Below are 16,975 nucleotides of genomic sequence, written 5' to 3'. Positions count from 1 at the left end.
TGTTTATTTTATGTTATAATATTATAAAGCAAATAACTTATTAAATCGTTAAAATAAAGGAGTGAAAAGATGTCATTACGCTTCGTGATCGGTCGATCTGGCTCTGGAAAAACAACAATGTTAATGAATGAAATAAAAGATAGATTACTGGAAAAGCCACAAGGTCCACCAGTTTTATATATTGTACCTGAGCAAATGACGTTTTTATCTGAATATCAGTTGATCAACACACCGGGGATAAACGGGACGATCCGTACACAGGTATATAGCTTTACTCGTCTTGCTTGGCGGATTTTGCAGGAGACAGGCGGAATGAGTCGGACACATGTGTCAAGTACAGGACTTAGTATGCTTATTAGGAAAATTATTGAAGAGAATAAAGAAGATCTCAAGCTCTTTAAAAAGGCTGCGGATAAATCAGGTTTTATCCAGCAAGTAGAGGCGATGCTAACAGAATTTAAGCATTATTGTATTGAACCTGAAGATCTTATTCTTAAACGAAAAGAGCTCACGTTTGCTGTTTCAACTCGGGCGCTTGCTGATAAATTACATGATTTAGGGCTGATTTATCATAAATTTGAAGAGGCACTTTTTGATAAATATATCGATTCAAATGATTATTTAAAACTATTAGCGGAGTCAATTGAGATATCCGACTACTTACAAAACGCTGAAATATATATCGACGGATATCATAGCTTTGCGCCACAGGAGTATATGGTGATTGAACAGTTGATGAAAAAGTGTAGACGAGTTTCGATCGCACTCGTACTTGATCGTCCTTTTAAACATGGTGCGATGCCTGATGATTTACATTTATTTCGCCTGACAGGAGAAACGTATTCCACTCTATATGAAATAGCTCGGCAAAGCGGTATAACGATTGAGGATGATCGGTTCTTAGCAACCGCATCACGGTTTAAAAATAAAAGCTTACGGCATCTTGAGGGATACTTTGATAGGCGCCCGCTTAAAGTATTTGATGATCAACCGGTGATTGCAATTCAAAAGGCAGCAAACCGACGTGCTGAAATGGAAGGTACCGCGCGAGAAATTCGCCGGCTCGTTAAGGAATATGGGTACAGATATCAAGATATAGCAGTATTAATGAGAAATGGAGAGGACTATCAGGAAACACTTGAAACGGTTTTTCTTGATTATGATATTCCGTATTTTATCGATCAAAAACAATCGATGCTTAATCACCCACTAATTGAACTCGTTCGCTCTTCTCTCGAAACGATCAGCAGTAATTGGAGGTATGAACCAGTTTTTCGCGCGGTGAAAACAGATCTTCTCTTCCCTACAGAAACGAATCCAGAACATTTGCGGGAACAAATGGACAGGCTCGAAAACTATGTTTTGGCACATGGTGTAAAAGGAAAAAAATGGACAGACACACAAACATGGACCTATCGTCGATATCAAGGGCTAGAACTAACTAGTACTGTGCAAACCAATGTTGAAAGAGAGATAGAGGGAGATATTAATAAAGCGAGAAATATCATTGCAACGCCATTGTTAAAGTTGTCTAAACGCTTGAAAAAAGCACAAACAGGTCGGGAGTTTTGCGAGGCCATCTATCTTTTGCTCGAGGAGCTTGATATTCCACGGAAATTAGAAGAACGGAGCAATGTCGCTGAAGAGAAAGGGCAGCTAGTTATTTCTCGTCAACATGACCAAGCATGGAATGCAGTGATAGAACTATTGGATCAATTTGTAGAAATTCTTGGTGATGAACAAATCACTGTGCAAAAGTTTATTACGATTCTCGATTCTGGGCTGGAAGCCATGAAGTTTTCCTTGATTCCACCTGCTATTGATCAAGTATTCATTGCTGATTTGGAATTATCACGACTCTCTCATGTTAAAGCAGCTTTTGTTATTGGATTAAATGATGGTGTTATTCCAATGAAACAAGGGAATGATGGAGTTTTTTCTGATGAAGATCGTTCCAAATTAATTACAGGCGGTCTCGAAATCGCTCCAGGTGGAAAGAAGAGATTACTTGATGAAGAATTTATTGCTTATAGAGCGATGACGGTAGCTGCTGAGAGGTTGTATTTTTCTTGGCCAATCGCAAATGACGAAGGTAAGGCGCTTCTTGAATCTCCTTATTTAAAGAGAATTAGAGGTATGTTTCCAAAAATATCGGAAAATACAAATGAGAATGAACCTGGAGAGCTTATCGAGGCGAAACAACTTGATTATATCTCACATCCCAACACGGCGATTGCCTATTTAACAACCCAAATGCAGTTGAGAAAAAGAAATTACCCGATAGCTGATTTTTGGTGGGATGTGTACAATTTTTACATGGAATCACCTAAATGGAGAATAAAAACACAGCGAATTCTTTCTAGTTTATTTTTTCAAAACGAAACGCAGGAGCTTACTGAACAAACGAGTGAAGAATTATATGGAAATGAGATCGTGGCGAGTGTGTCAAGGATGGAACTATTTCAGGGGTGTTCTTTTTCCCATTTTATTTCTCACGGTTTAAAGCTTCGCGAACGTGAAATATTTCGGCTTGAAGCGCCACATATTGGGGATTTATTTCATGGAGCATTGAAATGGATTGCAGACGAAGTGAATAATAGAAATTTATCATGGGCTAATTTGACAAAGGAGCAATGTGATTGGTTGGCACAGGAAGCTGTCGCATATCTTGCACCAAAACTGCAAAATCAAATTCTATTAAGCTCTAATCGTTATTTTTATATTAAAAGAAAGTTAGAGCAGGTTATTGGAAGAGCTTCATATGTGTTAAGTAGCCATGCCAAATCAAGTGGGTTTGCACCAGTTGGAATTGAACTTGCTTTTGGCCCAAATAAAGAATTGCCACCATTTACTTTTACGTTGAAAAATGGTGCAAAAATGCAACTACAAGGCAGGATAGATAGGGTAGATAAAGCAGAAGATGAAAACGGCGTATATTTGCGAGTAATTGATTATAAGTCTAGTTCTAGAGGCCTTGATTTGAATGAAGTATACCATGGATTGGCCTTGCAAATGCTCACATATTTAGACATTATCATCACACATTCAGCAGCATTGATTGGGGTAAAAGCTTCACCAGCAGGTGTACTATATTTCCATTTGCATAATCCAATCATTGATAGCAATAAAATATTAACACTTGACGATATTGAAAAAGAAATTTTGAAGAAATTTAAAATGAAAGGATTACTTGTAGGTGATCCCGACTTAATGAGACTAATGGATACGTCCTTAGAAACGGGAAGCTCCGATATTATTAGCGCTAGTATTAACAAAGATGGCAGGTTATCTTCTAGATCTAAAGAAGAGGCGGCTAGTCCAGAAGATTTTAATATAATAAAGCGTTATGTACGGAAACTATATGAGGACTCAGGTAACAGAATCGTTTCAGGGGATGTAGGTATTGATCCATACAAACTACAAGACCGGACACCATGTCAGTTTTGTTCGTATCGTTCTATTTGTCAATTCGACCAGTCATTAGAGAATAATAAGTTCCGAATCATTCATCCGCAAAAATCATCTGAAGCATTAGCAAAAATGAGAGAGGAGGAAAATGATGAAAACAGTTATTCCGAATAAACCAGATCATGTGAATTGGACAGATGATCAGTGGAAAGCGATCATAGCGAAAGACCAAGATATTTTAGTTGCAGCCGCCGCTGGCTCAGGGAAAACAGCCGTTCTTGTGGAGCGTATCATTCAAAAAGTCTTGTCTGAACAGGATTCACTAGATGTTGACCAGTTGCTTGTTGTCACTTTTACTAATGCCTCTGCCGCAGAGATGCGCCATCGGATTGGTGAGGCGCTTCAAAAAGCAATTGATGTGGAACCGACTTCCACCCATTTACGCAGACAGCTAAGCCTATTGAATAGTGCATCCATTTCGACCCTGCATTCTTTTTGCCTGGAAGTTGTGAAAAAGCATTATTATATGGTTGATATCGATCCAGGTTTTCGCATAGCTGATCAAACGGAAGCGGATCTTCTGCGTGATGAAGTACTCGATGATTTATTTGAAGAAGAGTATGGAAAAGAAGATAATGAATCTTTTTTCCAGCTAGTCGATACATTTACTAATGATCGAAATGATGATGCATTACAGGGCCTTATTTTAAAATTATTTGATTTTTCTCGTTCACATCCTAATCCTTATTTGTGGCTTGAACAACTGGTTACGATGTATGACGTGACAGAATCAACGGAAATAGAAAGCTTACCATTCATGGAGGCGTTGAAGTTTGATGTTGATCTTCAAATTTCAGGTGCTAAAGATTTATTGGAAGAAGCATTGGCTATTACGAAACTTCCAGGTGGTCCCGCGCCGCGAGCTGAAAATTATATAGCTGACCTTCAAGTGATTGAGCGAATGGAAGAGGCAGGGGTAAAAGGATGGAATGAACTATATTACTTGATCAATGGTGGTTGGAGTTTTGGGAGAGCGAAAGCTTGCAGAGGCGACGAATATGATAAGAATCTTGTTAAAGAGGCCGATGATTTTCGAAAAGCAGCGAAAAGCATGCTCGAAAAATTGTCCAAAGAACTATTTTCTCGATCGGCAGAAAGCTTTCTAAAGGATATGCAAGAAATGAAGCCGATTATTTTAAGTTTAACTGAAATTGTAAAAGTATTTACCGATAAATTTGCCCTGAAAAAGGCAGAAAAAGGGCTGGTGGATTTTTCGGATTTGGAGCATCTTTGTCTTGAAGTACTTGTTACAAAAGAGGCTGAGCCATTAGAACTTATCCCTTCGGAAATAGCACTTAATTATCGAAACCAATTCAAGGAAATACTTGTTGATGAATATCAGGACACCAATATGGTGCAGGAAACAATACTTCGACTTGTTTCATTGGATGGAGAATATGACGGCAATTTATTCATGGTTGGTGACGTTAAACAATCTATTTATCGATTCCGCCTTGCCGAGCCGAATTTATTTCTTAGTAAGTATTTGCGATTTACATCAAATGGTGAAGATACAGGTTTGAAGATTGATTTATCCCGCAATTTTCGTAGTAGAACCGAGGTACTAGATGCGGTCAATTATACTTTTAAACAAATAATGGGTACAACAGTCGGAGAAATTGAGTATAACAAAGACGCTGAACTTGTTAAAGGGTCAGGATATCCTGATGCCAATACATTTCCTGTTGAAGTCGCGATTATTGATCAATCCGATGAGTCAAGCGATACACCAGTAGGAATGGAAGAAGATGTAGCTGGTGTATTTGACCGTACGGAACTTGAACAATCGAAATTGGAGGCGCGTTTTTTGGCAAAAAGGATCAGAGAAATGATTGATCACCAAAAGCCAATTCTCGATATGAAAACAGGAACCGAACGTCCAGTTCGCTATCAGGATATTGTAATTTTAGTTCGTTCGATGACTTGGACGCCGGATATTATGGAAGAATTAAAGAATGCCGGCATCCCTGTCTATGCCAATTTAACAACCGGCTATTTTGATGCAACAGAAGTTGCCATAATGATGTCATTGTTAAAAATGATAGATAATCCAGATCAAGATATTCCACTTGCAGCAGTTTTGAGATCACCTATTGTCGGATTAACGGAGGAGGATCTTGCTTATATTCGCCTACAATCCCGTAAAGGTGGTTTTTATGAAGCGGTCAAGTGTTTCATTGGATCGTCCGTAGAGAGAAACTACGAGCATGCACGTGAGCGGGTAAGTTCCTTATTCACTAGTCTACGCGATTGGAGAAGTATGGCGCGTAGCGGTGCATTATCGGAACTAATTTGGCAGCTTTACCGCAATACTGGTTTTTATGAATTTGTTGGAGGACTTCCGGGAGGGAAGCAGAGACAGGCAAACTTAAGGGCACTTTATGATAGGGCCCGTCAATATGAAGAAACGTCGTTTCGCGGCTTGTTTCGCTTTCTTAGATTTATTGAGAGGATGAGAGAACGTGGCAATGACTTGGGTTCTGCGCGTGCGCTTGGAGAACAGGAAGATGTAGTAAGGATTATGACAATCCATTCTAGTAAGGGATTGGAGTTTCCTGTTGTATTCGTTGCAGGAATTGCAAGGAAATTCAATATGATGGACATAAACAGTAGCTATCTATTTGATAAAGATTACGGATTTGCTAGTAAGTATGTGAATGCTGAAAAACGCATCTCTTATCCGTCACTCCCACAGCTCGCTTTTAAGCGAAAGCAAAAAATGGAATTGCTTGCAGAAGAAATGCGTGTACTATATGTAGCTATGACAAGAGCAAAAGAAAAGCTTATTTTAATAGGTAGTGTAAAAAACGTCGTAAAGGAACAAAGTAAATGGGAAAAGGCCACTAAGCAGACAGATTGGCTATTAACCGATTATGACCGAGCTAAAGCCGGTTCCTATTTAGATTGGCTTGGTATGGCGCTCGCGCGACATCGTAGTGGGAAATTTATTGATGGGGAGATGTCTACATCAGTATTATCGAACATCGTCGAACATCCTTCGCATTGGGATATACAGATTATTCCACGGTCTGATTTAGAGATTGAGATTGAGAAAACGGAATATGAAGACAATGATTGGTTAGCAGCAGTAAAATCAGGTGAGCCTATCTCACCTGATTCCGGTTATAAAGAAGAGGTTTATTCACGGCTCAGCTGGGTGTATAAACATCCGCTCGCTACAAGTAGAATGTCAAAGCAATCTGTTTCTGAATTAAAAAGAATGGCAGAAATGCGAGATGATACGAGTGGAGTTCAACTCATTAGCCATTCTGCAAAACCACTTTATGATAGACCGAAATTTATGCGTGAGAAAAGAGCATTATCACCCGCAGAACGTGGTACTGCGATGCACACAGTTATGCAGCATATACCACTTAAAGAAGAACCAACAATACTAGAGATAGAACAATTATTAGAAGAATTAACGATGAAAGAAATTATTACGGCGGAACAAGCAGAGGTTGTATCAAGCGAACAAATTTTGGCGTTCTTCCAAAGTGAGCTTGGTCAAAGAATGCTAGCGGCAAAGATAGTAGCGCGTGAAGTCCCTTTTACAATAGGGATCCCAGCACATGAGATCTATGCGGATTGGGATGGCTTGGATGAGAAGGTACTTGTTCAAGGAATTATCGACTGTGTAATGGAAGAAGAAAACGGAATGATCTTACTTGATTACAAAACTGATGTGATACATGGAAAATATCCTGACGGTTTTCCACAAGCAAAAAAAGTACTTGCTAATCGATATCGCGTTCAGCTGAATTTTTATGAGCGGGCGATTGAAGAAATTTGGAAAAAGCCTGTTGTTCATAAATGTTTGTACTTTTTTGACAGCGGCGATTTTTTAGAAATATAATCTAATAAACAGAAGGTTCCTTTTACTATTTTAAAAGGAACCTTCTATTGTATTTGTTAACTATTTCCAATCGTTGGTTGATCGACCAAGTTTGAATCGATCGTCGTGTTGGCACTAATTCCACCGATTGCTAGTACGAAACCTCCAGTGCTATTAGAGCCAGATCCAGTGGTGCCCTTTGAGTTGCTTTTTGGGGAAATAACGGCTGTATCACCAAACTGGACTACACCACCCCCAACATTAAAAAATTGAACAGGCCCAACAATAGCAGGCATAACATATCATTCCTTTCGGGTAATGTTTTGATCATTAGACTTTGTGAGCTGTCGCTGGTGCCAAATTCTTGATTCCAGTACGGCGTTTTCTATATTGCCAACATGAAGGATGGCTGATGCCGATATTCCTTTAATTGCAATTGTGCCAATCCTAATATCTGGAAGCTCATTGTATTTGTTTATGGTAGGAAGCGTGTAAGGAGCAACTGGGATAGGAATTGGTTCAGAAAAAAGCGGAATCAACTGAAAATTCCCCTCATTACCATAAAAAACTTCAACCTCTCTATTGACTGCAATGACATTACTCATAGGTGATAGCTGCACAGAATCTCCTACTTGCATTACTGAACCAAGCTCAATACTTTTGATATCAACATTTTTTATAAAAGAATTACGTTTACACATCGCCTTAACTTTTAGTTAACGGAACAAAAGGTCCGATGATTAATGATTCTGGTGGGGTATCAAAAGTCGATGCAAGCACAATAGAGTTGGCATCCCCAATTAAAAATAAAGAGGAGGTTGTTACACCTGTAATATGAATTTCATCTACTGATAGCTCACGATTAACAACATTAAGTTCCATCATTATCTATTCCTTTCTTATTACTATTACTTTGCGATATGAATGTTCGAACAGCCTGATTCATATCCATTGTCATCGTTTGATATAATTTATCTAGCAAATTTTCTTCAGGCAATTTTTTACCAGACTGTTTGGTGAAAAATTGAATATAATGTTCTGTTCGAGCCGGAAGCTGTTTACGTAAATCCTCTTGAATCATAGAAAGATGTTGAGGGCTGAGTTTGGCTCCTGTCTGTTCTTCTACTTCATAAATAATCTGTTTTAGGTCACCTTCAATATATTGGTTCAGTCTATTAGCAAGTAATTCATTGAACTCTGCGTCGGATTTTATTGGTGCAGGGGGTGACGAAGGTGGAACAGCTAAATCTTCAATTTGTTTTAAATCTGCTGGGTTTAGACCGATATTAAGTGTTCCTTCCAGTGTTTCAACTTTTAACTGATCAAATTTATATTCAAGTTTTTCAACAGTAATACTAGGAGTTTTATTAAGCTTTTTCACATCTTTTGTTAATCGGGCCAATCCTGCTTGTAATCTCATTATTTCTTCTTGCTGCTTATTTATGCAATCATATAATTGTTGAAAATAATATTGTGGCTCCAATTCATCACCGCCCCCAGGTATTATTTTATATTGATCTTTTTTTAGGTTTTAGACTCCCGCTCGGGGTGGGAGTTGCCAATCAGGTTGGAGGGAATACCCACTTAATTTCAGCTTGCTGAATGAGTTCACTTTATAGTGGCACAAAGCTTGCCTGTTCTAATTCTTCTGTCACTTTTTCACCTACCTTCATTGTCTCTGGAGCTGGACCTGTAAATTGTCCAGTATTATATAAATAAGAAGCAGGTGTAATTATTCCAGATGTGCCGATTTGAAATACAGAGGAATTGGTGATCCCGCCAATTTTTATCATCTGTATATGAATGGTTTGTTGTACATTGATGACCAAGGTTTAATCCCCCTTGTGTGACATCTTCAAAATGTTAAAGATTGAAAAGCGTTGCTTGATCGACGCCGTCACTATCATACGTGTTTGTGGATGAGTATTCGTTCGTTATTTTTACTTCATCGCCCGTATTGAATGAACCCGCACCTGCAAACGTTTTTGCATTAGATATTGGATTAATTTGAAAGACATCACCAATATGAAAAACAGCAGCAGAACCGATGCTGATTATTTGAACGGCTCCGACGAAACCCGGCATGGCCGTTCACATCCTTTCATTGTAAATAGATCTACCGTATTTTATGAGAAGAATAAGAATTTGTGATAAAAACGCCTAGAAGTTACAATGGAAGAAAAGAGAAATAAAGGTTGCGGCAATCAGTAGCTGCATTAGGGAGGAAGTGGAATATGCGCACAGCAATGGAGCCAATTGGTTCCAGGGAGAGAATTCATTCACTAGATGTACTAAGGGGATTTTCATTATTAGGGATATTACTCGTCAATATGATCAGCTTTCATTCCCCATTTAGTTATTACAATCCTTATGAGTGGTTCAAATACGATGATTTAACGGTTTATACGTGGATCGATATTTTCGTTCAAGGAAGTTTTTATCCAATCTTTGCGATGATGTTTGGTTATGGGCTAGTTATCATGCAAGAAAGGTCCAAAATAAAAGGCATATCATTTTGGAAAATAAGTATTAGAAGATTAATTGTTTTGTTATTATTCGGGATCGTTCATGCGTTTCTCATCTGGTACGGTGATATTTTAATTACATATGCAATCATGGGTTTATTACTATTACTTTTTCTTAGATTTTCCGGCCCTATTTTGTTAGGAATAGGTTTTACATTATACCTTTTACCACAATTATTGATGGGTGCATTATTATTAGTAGCATCATTATTTGATGATGGAACACTTGCTGATTATACTGATATTCATAGTTTGCAAACTTCGGCAGATACATATGCTACAGGCACCTTTTGGGAAATTACTGTCCAGCGTTATGCAGACTGGTCGATTAACTCAGGGATTGGCGCAATCATATTATTTAGCTTTATCATATTACCTTTAATGATGATTGGCGCAGGTGCAGCAAAGCTTCATTGGCTTCAAAATGCAAACAAACAAAAATTAAGATGGTTGATTATTCTATTAAGCGCTTTACCATTAGGAATAGCAATAAAAATGTTACCATTTTATACAACACCAACAATTAGTATTCAATATATTCAAGACATGATTGGTGGACCAATATTAGGAATCGCCTATATCGCGTGTATCATTTTAATAATGAATAATAAGATCTCAGCAAAACTGTTAAAACCAATTGCTTCCACAGGAAGAATGTCCATTACGGTATATTTAATGCAATCACTTATTGGAACACTGATTTTTTACAGCTATGGATTTGGTTTATATGGACAAGTTTCGATGTCGACTGCCACATGGCTTGCAGTGGCGATTTATATTATCCAAGTAATAATTGCTGAAATGTGGTTATCGAAGTTCCGATATGGTCCAGTTGAAAATGTATGGCGTTACCTAACTTACGGAAAAGTCAATAAATAAATTGGGGTGAAAAATATTGAAATGGATGAGCTTTATACTTAATCAAGAAGAACGATATGGAATTGTGGATGAAACAGAGTCAAATGTGTGGGATATGGTACAAATGGCTAAAGATAAACAGATAAATTGCCCGACTTCGATTCAAGGAATAATAGAAGGTGGCTCTGAATGTATCCAGCTTATGAAAGATTTACTTGAGTGGGGGAAATTGAGTGACGCTGCAAAATATTTAATACCTTTTGAAAAAATCAGTTGGCTTTCTCCGCTTCCAACACCAAGGAAAAATATTATGTGTGTAGGTAAAAATTATCGAGATCATGCAATTGAAATGGGAAGCGAAGCAGATATACCTGAGCATCTTATGGTATTTACGAAGGCGCCAACAGCTGTTACAGGACATGAAAATCAAATTAGTGCCCATGGTCAAATTACTTCTGAACTAGATTACGAAGGCGAATTAGCTATAATCATTGGAAAAAAAGGAAGGGAAATCGAGAGGGCTAAAGCTTTTGATTATATTTTTGGCTATACGATACTAAATGATATTACTGCAAGAGATTTACAGACTCGCCACAAACAATTTTTTATTGGAAAAAGTTTGGATACATCCTGCCCCATTGGGCCTTGGATCGTTCAGAAAGACGAACTACCGAATCCGAATCAAATAAAAATAATGACCTCGGTTAACGGAGAAATCAGACAGGATTCTAATACAAAGCATTTTATTTTTCCGATCGATGAAATTATTTCTGTTTTATCTGCTGGGATGACACTTGAGCCCGGTGATATTATTGCAACTGGAACACCTGCAGGCGTTGGAAAGGGTTTTAAACCACCTCGATATTTGTCAAGCGGTGACGAAATTGAAATTACAATTGAAGGAATCGGTAAATTGAACAATATTGTGAAATAAAGGTATTACGTACTTGTGGAAAAACAAATTATGGTAAGATAGATTCATACTAAAAGACGATATAAGCATGTCGACTTTGGAGGAGTGAAGAGATGTTAGATAATACACATGCTCATATAGCTACTTGGGCAATCGCATTAATTTTATTTGTTGTAGCACTCTTTTTACATAAGAGCGGTAATAAAAAGGCAACGAAAATAGTCCATATGGTTTTAAGACTATTTTACCTATTGATTATTGCAACAGGTGCTATATTATTTGCGAGACATAGTAGTATAGATGCAATGTTATACGGTATGAAATTTCTAGGTGGTCTTGTTGTTATTTCGATGATTGAAATGATTCTTGTAAAAACGGTAAAAGGGAAAAGAGCTGGAGTATTCTGGGTGATATTCATCGTGGCATTGGCAGCAACATTCTTCCTTGGGGTCAAACTGCCGCTCGGATGGTGGTGGATCAAGTAGAATTTGATAATTCATAAGGGGAAACCGCCACTGTGCGGTTTTTCTTGTGAAAATTCAGCTTTAAATAGATGTATTAACTGGAGAGCAAAAGAAGTTGGGAGGTAAATGTAAGTGTATAAGAAAATATTAAGCCTAACCCTCATGTTAACTTTACTTTTTTCCGCTTTTTCAGTAAACGCCGAGAAAAAAGTTGCAAAGCCATGGGATGAAGCAATCGTTTATTCATTAATGGTAGATCGGTTCAATAATGGTGACAATAAAAATGATTATGACATTAATCTAAAGGAACCACTTCGCTATCATGGCGGTGATTTTCAAGGAATAATCGATAAACTCGATTACATACAAGAGATGGGATTCAATACGATCCAGTTATCTTCGATATTTGATAATGAGGAAAACGGCTATCATGGCGAATGGATTATCGATTATTTTAAACCGGAAGAACACTTCGGAACGATAGAGAAATTCAAAGAACTAGTGCAAGATATATCCGACCGTGGTATGAAAATCTTGGTCGAGTTTCCTGTAAACCAACTTGGGAAAAGTCATCCGTGGGTGACAGATGAACAAGCATGGATCCAAACAAATACCGAAGGATTCCCGACACCAGATCTTAGTATGCCTGAAGTGCAACAATATTTTATAGATGTTGCTAATTGGTGGGTGATAGAAACTGGCTTAGACGGGTTTGTGATGACTGATGTAAATGAAGGACCTATTGAATTTTGGCAAGAGTTTTCAGCAAGCGTAAAAGCAGAAAATCCTAGTATTTTCTTAATGGGTACAACTTCAGATGCTTCTCAAGATCAAACAGCGATTAGTGAATATTTAAATGCGGGAATTGATAGTATGGGTGATGTACCACTTAATCGACCACTAAGAGAAGCTTTTTCGAAACCTGATCGTTCACTACAACCTGTAATTGATGTGTGGGAGCAAAATGAAGCCACATATGAGAAACCAGCATTAATGACTGCTTTTTTTGATCATGCCAATATGGAGCGTTATACAAGAGATATGGTGAATGAAAATGAATTTCCAGGTATACGCTGGAAACTTGCTTTAACCTATTTATTTGCACAACCAGAAATTCCAGTTGTATATTATGCTTCCGAAATTGCAGTAGATGGGGGACAAGCACCGGAAAATCGACAAACGATGAATTTTAGGACCGATCCCGAGTTAATTGATCATATTACTACCGTAGGGGAAGTTAGAAGGAACCAACCGGCATTAACGAAAGGTACTTGGGAGTTATTATATGAAAATAATGGGATGGCAATTATTAAACGCCAATATAAGGAAGATACAGTGGTGCTTGCTATCAATAATACTACCAAAGATAGTAGCGCGTTAATTTCAGCTGATCAATTGGAAGATAATAAAGAATTAAGAGGGTTGCTAGGTACGGATTTGGTTCGAAGTGACAACGGTAAATACAAAATTGTCGTGGAAAGAGAATCCGCAGAGATTTATAAAATGACAGAAAAAAGTGGTATTAACATCTTGTTTATTTTTGCGTTAATAGCTGTTTTCGGTTTATTTGTACTATTTATGTATATTGTATGGAAACGCGGTAAAAACCGCCCGATAAAATAAAAAATAAGGATGGCTCCTTCATTATATTAGGAGCTCATCCTTATTTTTTATACAGATATAGTTTTTTTGCCTCCATGCCTTGTCCAGGCATTCTCATCCATTTACTACTTCACCACCATTCACATGGATTGTTTGGCCAGTTACATAGCTTGAATCTTCGTTGGCTAGATACACATATGCTGATGCAAGTTCCGCCGGTTGACCCGGTCGTCCCAATGGGCTACTTGCACCAAACTTACTCACTTCCTCAGCAGTAAAGGTGGAAGGAATAAGCGGAGTCCAGATTGGTCCAGGCGCAACAGCATTTACGCGAATCCCATCTTTTGCGAGAGATTGGGATAAAGACCGTGTAAAGGAAACAATTGCTCCTTTTGTAGACGAATAATCAATTAAGTTTTGGCTGCCTTTATATGCCGTGATGGAAGCAGTATTAATAATGGAGCTCCCTTGTTGTAAATGAGGAAGCGTTGCTTTTGTTAAAAAGAAGAAGGAGTAAATATTTGTGCGAAAAGTTTTTTCAAGCTGGTCTTCGGTAATATCTAATAAACTGTTTTGTGGATGTTGTTCACCTGCATTATTGACAAGGATGTCAATTTTATTAAACGTGCCAATGACTTGTCCCACTATATTTATACAATGGCTTTCTTGGCCAACATCTCCGCGGATTAAGAGACATTTTCTTCCTTCTTGTTCTACAAGCTGTTTCGTTGTCTCTGCATCGTCATCTTCTTCTAAATAGCAGATTGCAACATCGGCGCCTTCTTTGGCAAAATAAATAGCAACTGATTTCCCGATTCCGCTGTCACCACCTGTTATAATAGCTACTTTCCCAGCTAATTTTCCACTAGCTTTATAAGATGGATCTACTGACTTAGGTTCTGGATTCATTTTTGTTTCTACGCCAGGCTGATGATCTTGAGTTTGCTTAGGCAAAGTTTGTTTCTCTTGTCCACTCATGTTAAATCACTCCTCCAAAAAATTCAGAAACGGTACATATATGATTTACCCTGTTTTTCCCTTTTTATTCGTATGATGGGTAAAAAATAAACGAAAAAGAACGTGAAGGGAAATGGCCATTTCCCTTCACGTTCATAAAAACATTATAGATGATCCGTTTTCTTAGCGTATTGATCTTTACCAGTTTTACGATTTTTTTCATGAAGAATATTTTTTTCTTCTCTTTTTGCTTGATTATCTTTTGCTTTTTTATCATTATCAGATGTGTTGTATCTCATGCGATTACTCCTTTCCAATCTGGGTAAGTGTTAGTATATCCAGATGAAGAAGAAATCATTTTTTTTCATTCAAGAAGAATAGAGCAAGGGTGCCAGGTCCTGCGTGTGATGCAATAACAGCACCAATTAAATTAATATAAAACTTTTGCGTGCCAAAACGATCTTCGATCATTTTTTTTACTTCTAGAGCTGTAGCTTCATCATCACCATGGCTAATGCCGATTATTTGATTATTAAGGTCTGCTCCACGTTCTTCTATTACATCAAGAATTCTTTTTATTAGCTTTTTCTTACCACGAATCTTTTCAATTGGAACAAGTTTACCATCTTCCACATGTAAGAGTGGTTTAATATTTAATAAACCACCGAGAAATGCAGATGCTTTAGATAGGCGACCTCCTCTTGCTAGGAAATCGAGGTCTTCAACAGTGAATAAGTGTTCCATATGGCTACAGCGAAAAATAGCTTCATTAATAATCTCTTCTTTCGACGCGCCATTTTTGATTTGCTCTGCAGCGGCTAGGACAACTAATCCAAGCCCTAGGGAAGCACTTTTTGAATCAATGATCGTTAAATCCAAGTTTGGATATGTCTCCTTTACTTGATCACGGATCATTACTGCTGTTTGATAAGTTCCGGAAAGTTCTGAAGAAAACGCAATATATATACCCGTTTCATCAGACTTTGCTAAATTGGTAAATTGCTCTTCGAAATATTGCGGTGACACTTGCGATGTTTTAGGCATTTTGCCGGATCTAATTTTTTCATATATTTGTTCCGGTTTGATTGTTTGTAAATCCTTATAGTCGTTATTGTCTATATGTACTTGTAAAGGAAATAATCCTACGTTATTTTCTTCGAAAAAGGATAAAGGTAAATCTGAGGCACTGTCAGCGAATAGTTTAATTTTCATAAATGTCACCTTTCGTGATAAGATAGTTTAGGTTTCTTTCGGGGTCACTGCAACGAGCCAGAAAATGTATCTTTCTATAAGTGTAACGGCTTTAACAGAAAAGTACAATGGATCTTGAGCGTTTAATTGTTTTCCATTTTAGTTATCCAATTTATATAAGACAGCTGGCAAGTTAAATAAATTCACCTCGGAATGGAGGAGTAATATGTCAAACAAACAATTCACAGTATGGGAACATACAAAAATCACAACTGCTGTAATATTCGGTGCTTTATTAAATGCAGTTGCCCTTAATTACTTTTTAATTCCCGCTAATGTTTATGCGAGCGGGCTTACTGGCGCAGCGCAGCTCATATCAAATGTATTAAGTGATTTTACGTCCGCAAGTATTTCAATGGGAATCCTACTGCTAGTATTAAATGTTCCTGTAGTTATTTTAGGTTGGTTAAAAGTGGGTAGGTCATTTACGTTGTATAGTTTCATTTCAGTTGTTTTTATTACACTTTTTCTTGAAATAATTCCTATTCAAACGCAAGCGGCCGATATTATGTTATATGCCGTTTTTGGTGGAGTTATTTCTGCTGTAGGAATAGGGATTACGTTAAAAATGGGAGCATCGACAGGTGGATTGGATATTATTGCAATGGTCTTATCACGTATGAAAGATAAACCCGTTGGAATATATTTTTTCATTATTAATGCTGTCATTATTTTTATGGCAGGAGCTATTTATGGGTGGGATAAAGCATTGTATACATTGGTTTCCCTCTATGCTACCACTCGCGTCATTGATGCCATTCATACCCGCCACCAGAAGCTAACGGTAATGATCATTACGAAAAAAACCTCCGAGTTAAAAGAAGCAATCCACGCAAGGATGGTACGGGGGATTACTGTTGTCCCAGCAAAAGGTGCTTTTTCCAATGAACCAAAAGAGATGATGATCATTGTTATCACTCGCTATGAATTATACGAAATAGAGCATATCATTAAGGAAGTAGATCCTGATGCGTTTACAAATATTGTACAGACAACGGGGGTCGTTGGTTTTTTTCGGAAAGGATAGGAAAGCGGAGGCACGCTGCCAAAGTAGTATTGGCATATACGGGCCTCCGCATTTCTTCTATGCTAGCTCCGACGT

Annotated in this window: 16 protein-coding genes; 7 read left to right on the top strand and 9 right to left on the bottom strand. The window is 37.8% G+C overall.

The window, feature by feature from the left end; all coding sequences use genetic code 11:
* Positions 1-69: 69 nt before the first annotated feature.
* Positions 70-3,582, top strand: a complete 3,513-nt coding sequence (gene addB, locus MHB53_RS08155) for a helicase-exonuclease AddAB subunit AddB (RefSeq protein ID WP_340917057.1) — start codon at positions 70-72, stop codon at positions 3,580-3,582.
* Positions 3,560-7,324 (top strand): helicase-exonuclease AddAB subunit AddA, encoded by a 3,765-nt coding sequence (addA, locus tag MHB53_RS08150; protein WP_340917055.1) that lies wholly within the window; start codon positions 3,560-3,562, stop codon positions 7,322-7,324. The genes addB and addA overlap by 23 nt, the downstream gene beginning before the upstream one ends.
* A gap of 56 nt (positions 7,325-7,380) precedes the next feature.
* Here addA and MHB53_RS08145 read toward each other — a convergent pair whose 3' ends face one another.
* The 6 genes from MHB53_RS08145 to MHB53_RS08120 form a co-directional block, all read right to left on the bottom strand.
* A complete protein-coding gene (locus tag MHB53_RS08145) occupies positions 7,381-7,599 on the bottom strand; it encodes a spore germination protein (RefSeq protein ID WP_340917052.1) in 219 nt (72 codons plus the stop codon).
* Positions 7,600-7,605: 6 nt separating this feature from the next.
* Complete coding sequence (locus MHB53_RS08140) at positions 7,606-8,004, bottom strand: spore germination protein GerPE (protein ID WP_340917049.1); 399 nt, start codon at positions 8,002-8,004, stop codon at positions 7,606-7,608.
* A 4-nt stretch (positions 8,005-8,008) separates the two neighbouring features.
* Complete coding sequence (locus tag MHB53_RS08135; RefSeq protein ID WP_340924555.1) at positions 8,009-8,185, bottom strand: spore gernimation protein GerPD; 177 nt, start codon at positions 8,183-8,185, stop codon at positions 8,009-8,011.
* On the bottom strand, positions 8,175-8,786 hold the full coding sequence (gene gerPC / locus MHB53_RS08130; protein WP_340917047.1) for a spore germination protein GerPC: 612 nt from the start codon (positions 8,784-8,786) through the stop codon (positions 8,175-8,177). The genes MHB53_RS08135 and gerPC overlap by 11 nt, the downstream gene beginning before the upstream one ends.
* A gap of 130 nt (positions 8,787-8,916) precedes the next feature.
* Entirely contained in the window at positions 8,917-9,132 is a 216-nt protein-coding gene (locus MHB53_RS08125; protein WP_340917045.1) for a spore germination protein GerPB, read from the bottom strand.
* Positions 9,133-9,166: 34 nt separating this feature from the next.
* The gene (locus MHB53_RS08120) at positions 9,167-9,388 is read right to left on the bottom strand and encodes a spore germination protein (protein ID WP_340917042.1); all 222 of its coding nucleotides are present in this window, start codon (positions 9,386-9,388) and stop codon (positions 9,167-9,169) included.
* Between the two features lie 149 nt (positions 9,389-9,537).
* Between MHB53_RS08120 and MHB53_RS08115 the strand changes: the two genes are divergently transcribed.
* From MHB53_RS08115 to MHB53_RS08100, 4 genes are all read left to right on the top strand, one after another.
* Positions 9,538-10,707: a DUF418 domain-containing protein gene (locus MHB53_RS08115; protein WP_340917039.1), complete on the top strand. Its 1,170-nt coding sequence runs from the start codon at positions 9,538-9,540 to the stop codon at positions 10,705-10,707.
* A gap of 25 nt (positions 10,708-10,732) precedes the next feature.
* Positions 10,733-11,620: a fumarylacetoacetate hydrolase family protein gene (locus MHB53_RS08110; RefSeq protein WP_340924553.1), complete on the top strand. Its 888-nt coding sequence runs from the start codon at positions 10,733-10,735 to the stop codon at positions 11,618-11,620.
* A gap of 92 nt (positions 11,621-11,712) precedes the next feature.
* Entirely contained in the window at positions 11,713-12,084 is a 372-nt protein-coding gene (locus tag MHB53_RS08105) for a YisL family protein (RefSeq protein WP_340917036.1), read from the top strand.
* 111 nt (positions 12,085-12,195) lie between these two features.
* On the top strand, positions 12,196-13,686 hold the full coding sequence (locus MHB53_RS08100) for an alpha-amylase family glycosyl hydrolase (RefSeq protein WP_340917034.1): 1,491 nt from the start codon (positions 12,196-12,198) through the stop codon (positions 13,684-13,686).
* 93 nt (positions 13,687-13,779) lie between these two features.
* Here the strand turns inward: MHB53_RS08100 and MHB53_RS08095 are convergent, their stop codons facing one another.
* The 3 genes from MHB53_RS08095 to MHB53_RS08085 form a co-directional block, all read right to left on the bottom strand.
* Positions 13,780-14,643, bottom strand: a complete 864-nt coding sequence (locus tag MHB53_RS08095) for an SDR family oxidoreductase (RefSeq protein ID WP_340917032.1) — start codon at positions 14,641-14,643, stop codon at positions 13,780-13,782.
* A 143-nt stretch (positions 14,644-14,786) separates the two neighbouring features.
* A complete protein-coding gene (locus tag MHB53_RS08090; protein WP_340917030.1) occupies positions 14,787-14,921 on the bottom strand; it encodes a hypothetical protein in 135 nt (44 codons plus the stop codon).
* A 55-nt stretch (positions 14,922-14,976) separates the two neighbouring features.
* Complete coding sequence (locus tag MHB53_RS08085) at positions 14,977-15,834, bottom strand: DegV family protein (RefSeq protein WP_340917027.1); 858 nt, start codon at positions 15,832-15,834, stop codon at positions 14,977-14,979.
* Between the two features lie 205 nt (positions 15,835-16,039).
* Here MHB53_RS08085 and MHB53_RS08080 point away from each other — a divergent pair, with 205 nt between their 5' ends.
* A complete protein-coding gene (locus MHB53_RS08080) occupies positions 16,040-16,900 on the top strand; it encodes a YitT family protein (protein WP_340917025.1) in 861 nt (286 codons plus the stop codon).
* Positions 16,901-16,975 lie beyond the last annotated feature (75 nt).

It is taken from the genome of Bacillus sp. FSL K6-3431 (assembly GCF_038002605.1).
In the GTDB taxonomy this organism is placed as follows: Bacteria; Bacillota; Bacilli; order Bacillales; family Bacillaceae_C; genus Lederbergia.
The sequence above is the reverse complement of the archived record's forward strand: the minus strand, read 5'-3'. Positions and strand labels throughout refer to the sequence as shown.

Coding starts and splice junctions, on each gene's coding strand:
- MHB53_RS08090 (WP_340917030.1), bottom strand. CDS start 14,921: ATGAGATACAACACATCTGATAATGATAAAAAAGCAAAAGATAATCAA.
- MHB53_RS08145 (WP_340917052.1), bottom strand. CDS start 7,599: ATGCCTGCTATTGTTGGGCCTGTTCAATTTTTTAATGTTGGGGGTGGT.
- MHB53_RS08095 (WP_340917032.1), bottom strand. CDS start 14,643: ATGAGTGGACAAGAGAAACAAACTTTGCCTAAGCAAACTCAAGATCAT.
- MHB53_RS08140 (WP_340917049.1), bottom strand. CDS start 8,004: ATGTGTAAACGTAATTCTTTTATAAAAAATGTTGATATCAAAAGTATT.
- addA (WP_340917055.1), top strand. CDS start 3,560: ATGAAAACAGTTATTCCGAATAAACCAGATCATGTGAATTGGACAGAT.
- MHB53_RS08135 (WP_340924555.1), bottom strand. CDS start 8,185: ATGGAACTTAATGTTGTTAATCGTGAGCTATCAGTAGATGAAATTCAT.
- MHB53_RS08105 (WP_340917036.1), top strand. CDS start 11,713: ATGTTAGATAATACACATGCTCATATAGCTACTTGGGCAATCGCATTA.
- MHB53_RS08085 (WP_340917027.1), bottom strand. CDS start 15,834: ATGAAAATTAAACTATTCGCTGACAGTGCCTCAGATTTACCTTTATCC.
- MHB53_RS08115 (WP_340917039.1), top strand. CDS start 9,538: ATGCGCACAGCAATGGAGCCAATTGGTTCCAGGGAGAGAATTCATTCA.
- MHB53_RS08080 (WP_340917025.1), top strand. CDS start 16,040: ATGTCAAACAAACAATTCACAGTATGGGAACATACAAAAATCACAACT.
- addB (WP_340917057.1), top strand. CDS start 70: ATGTCATTACGCTTCGTGATCGGTCGATCTGGCTCTGGAAAAACAACA.
- MHB53_RS08120 (WP_340917042.1), bottom strand. CDS start 9,388: ATGCCGGGTTTCGTCGGAGCCGTTCAAATAATCAGCATCGGTTCTGCT.
- MHB53_RS08110 (WP_340924553.1), top strand. CDS start 10,733: ATGAGCTTTATACTTAATCAAGAAGAACGATATGGAATTGTGGATGAA.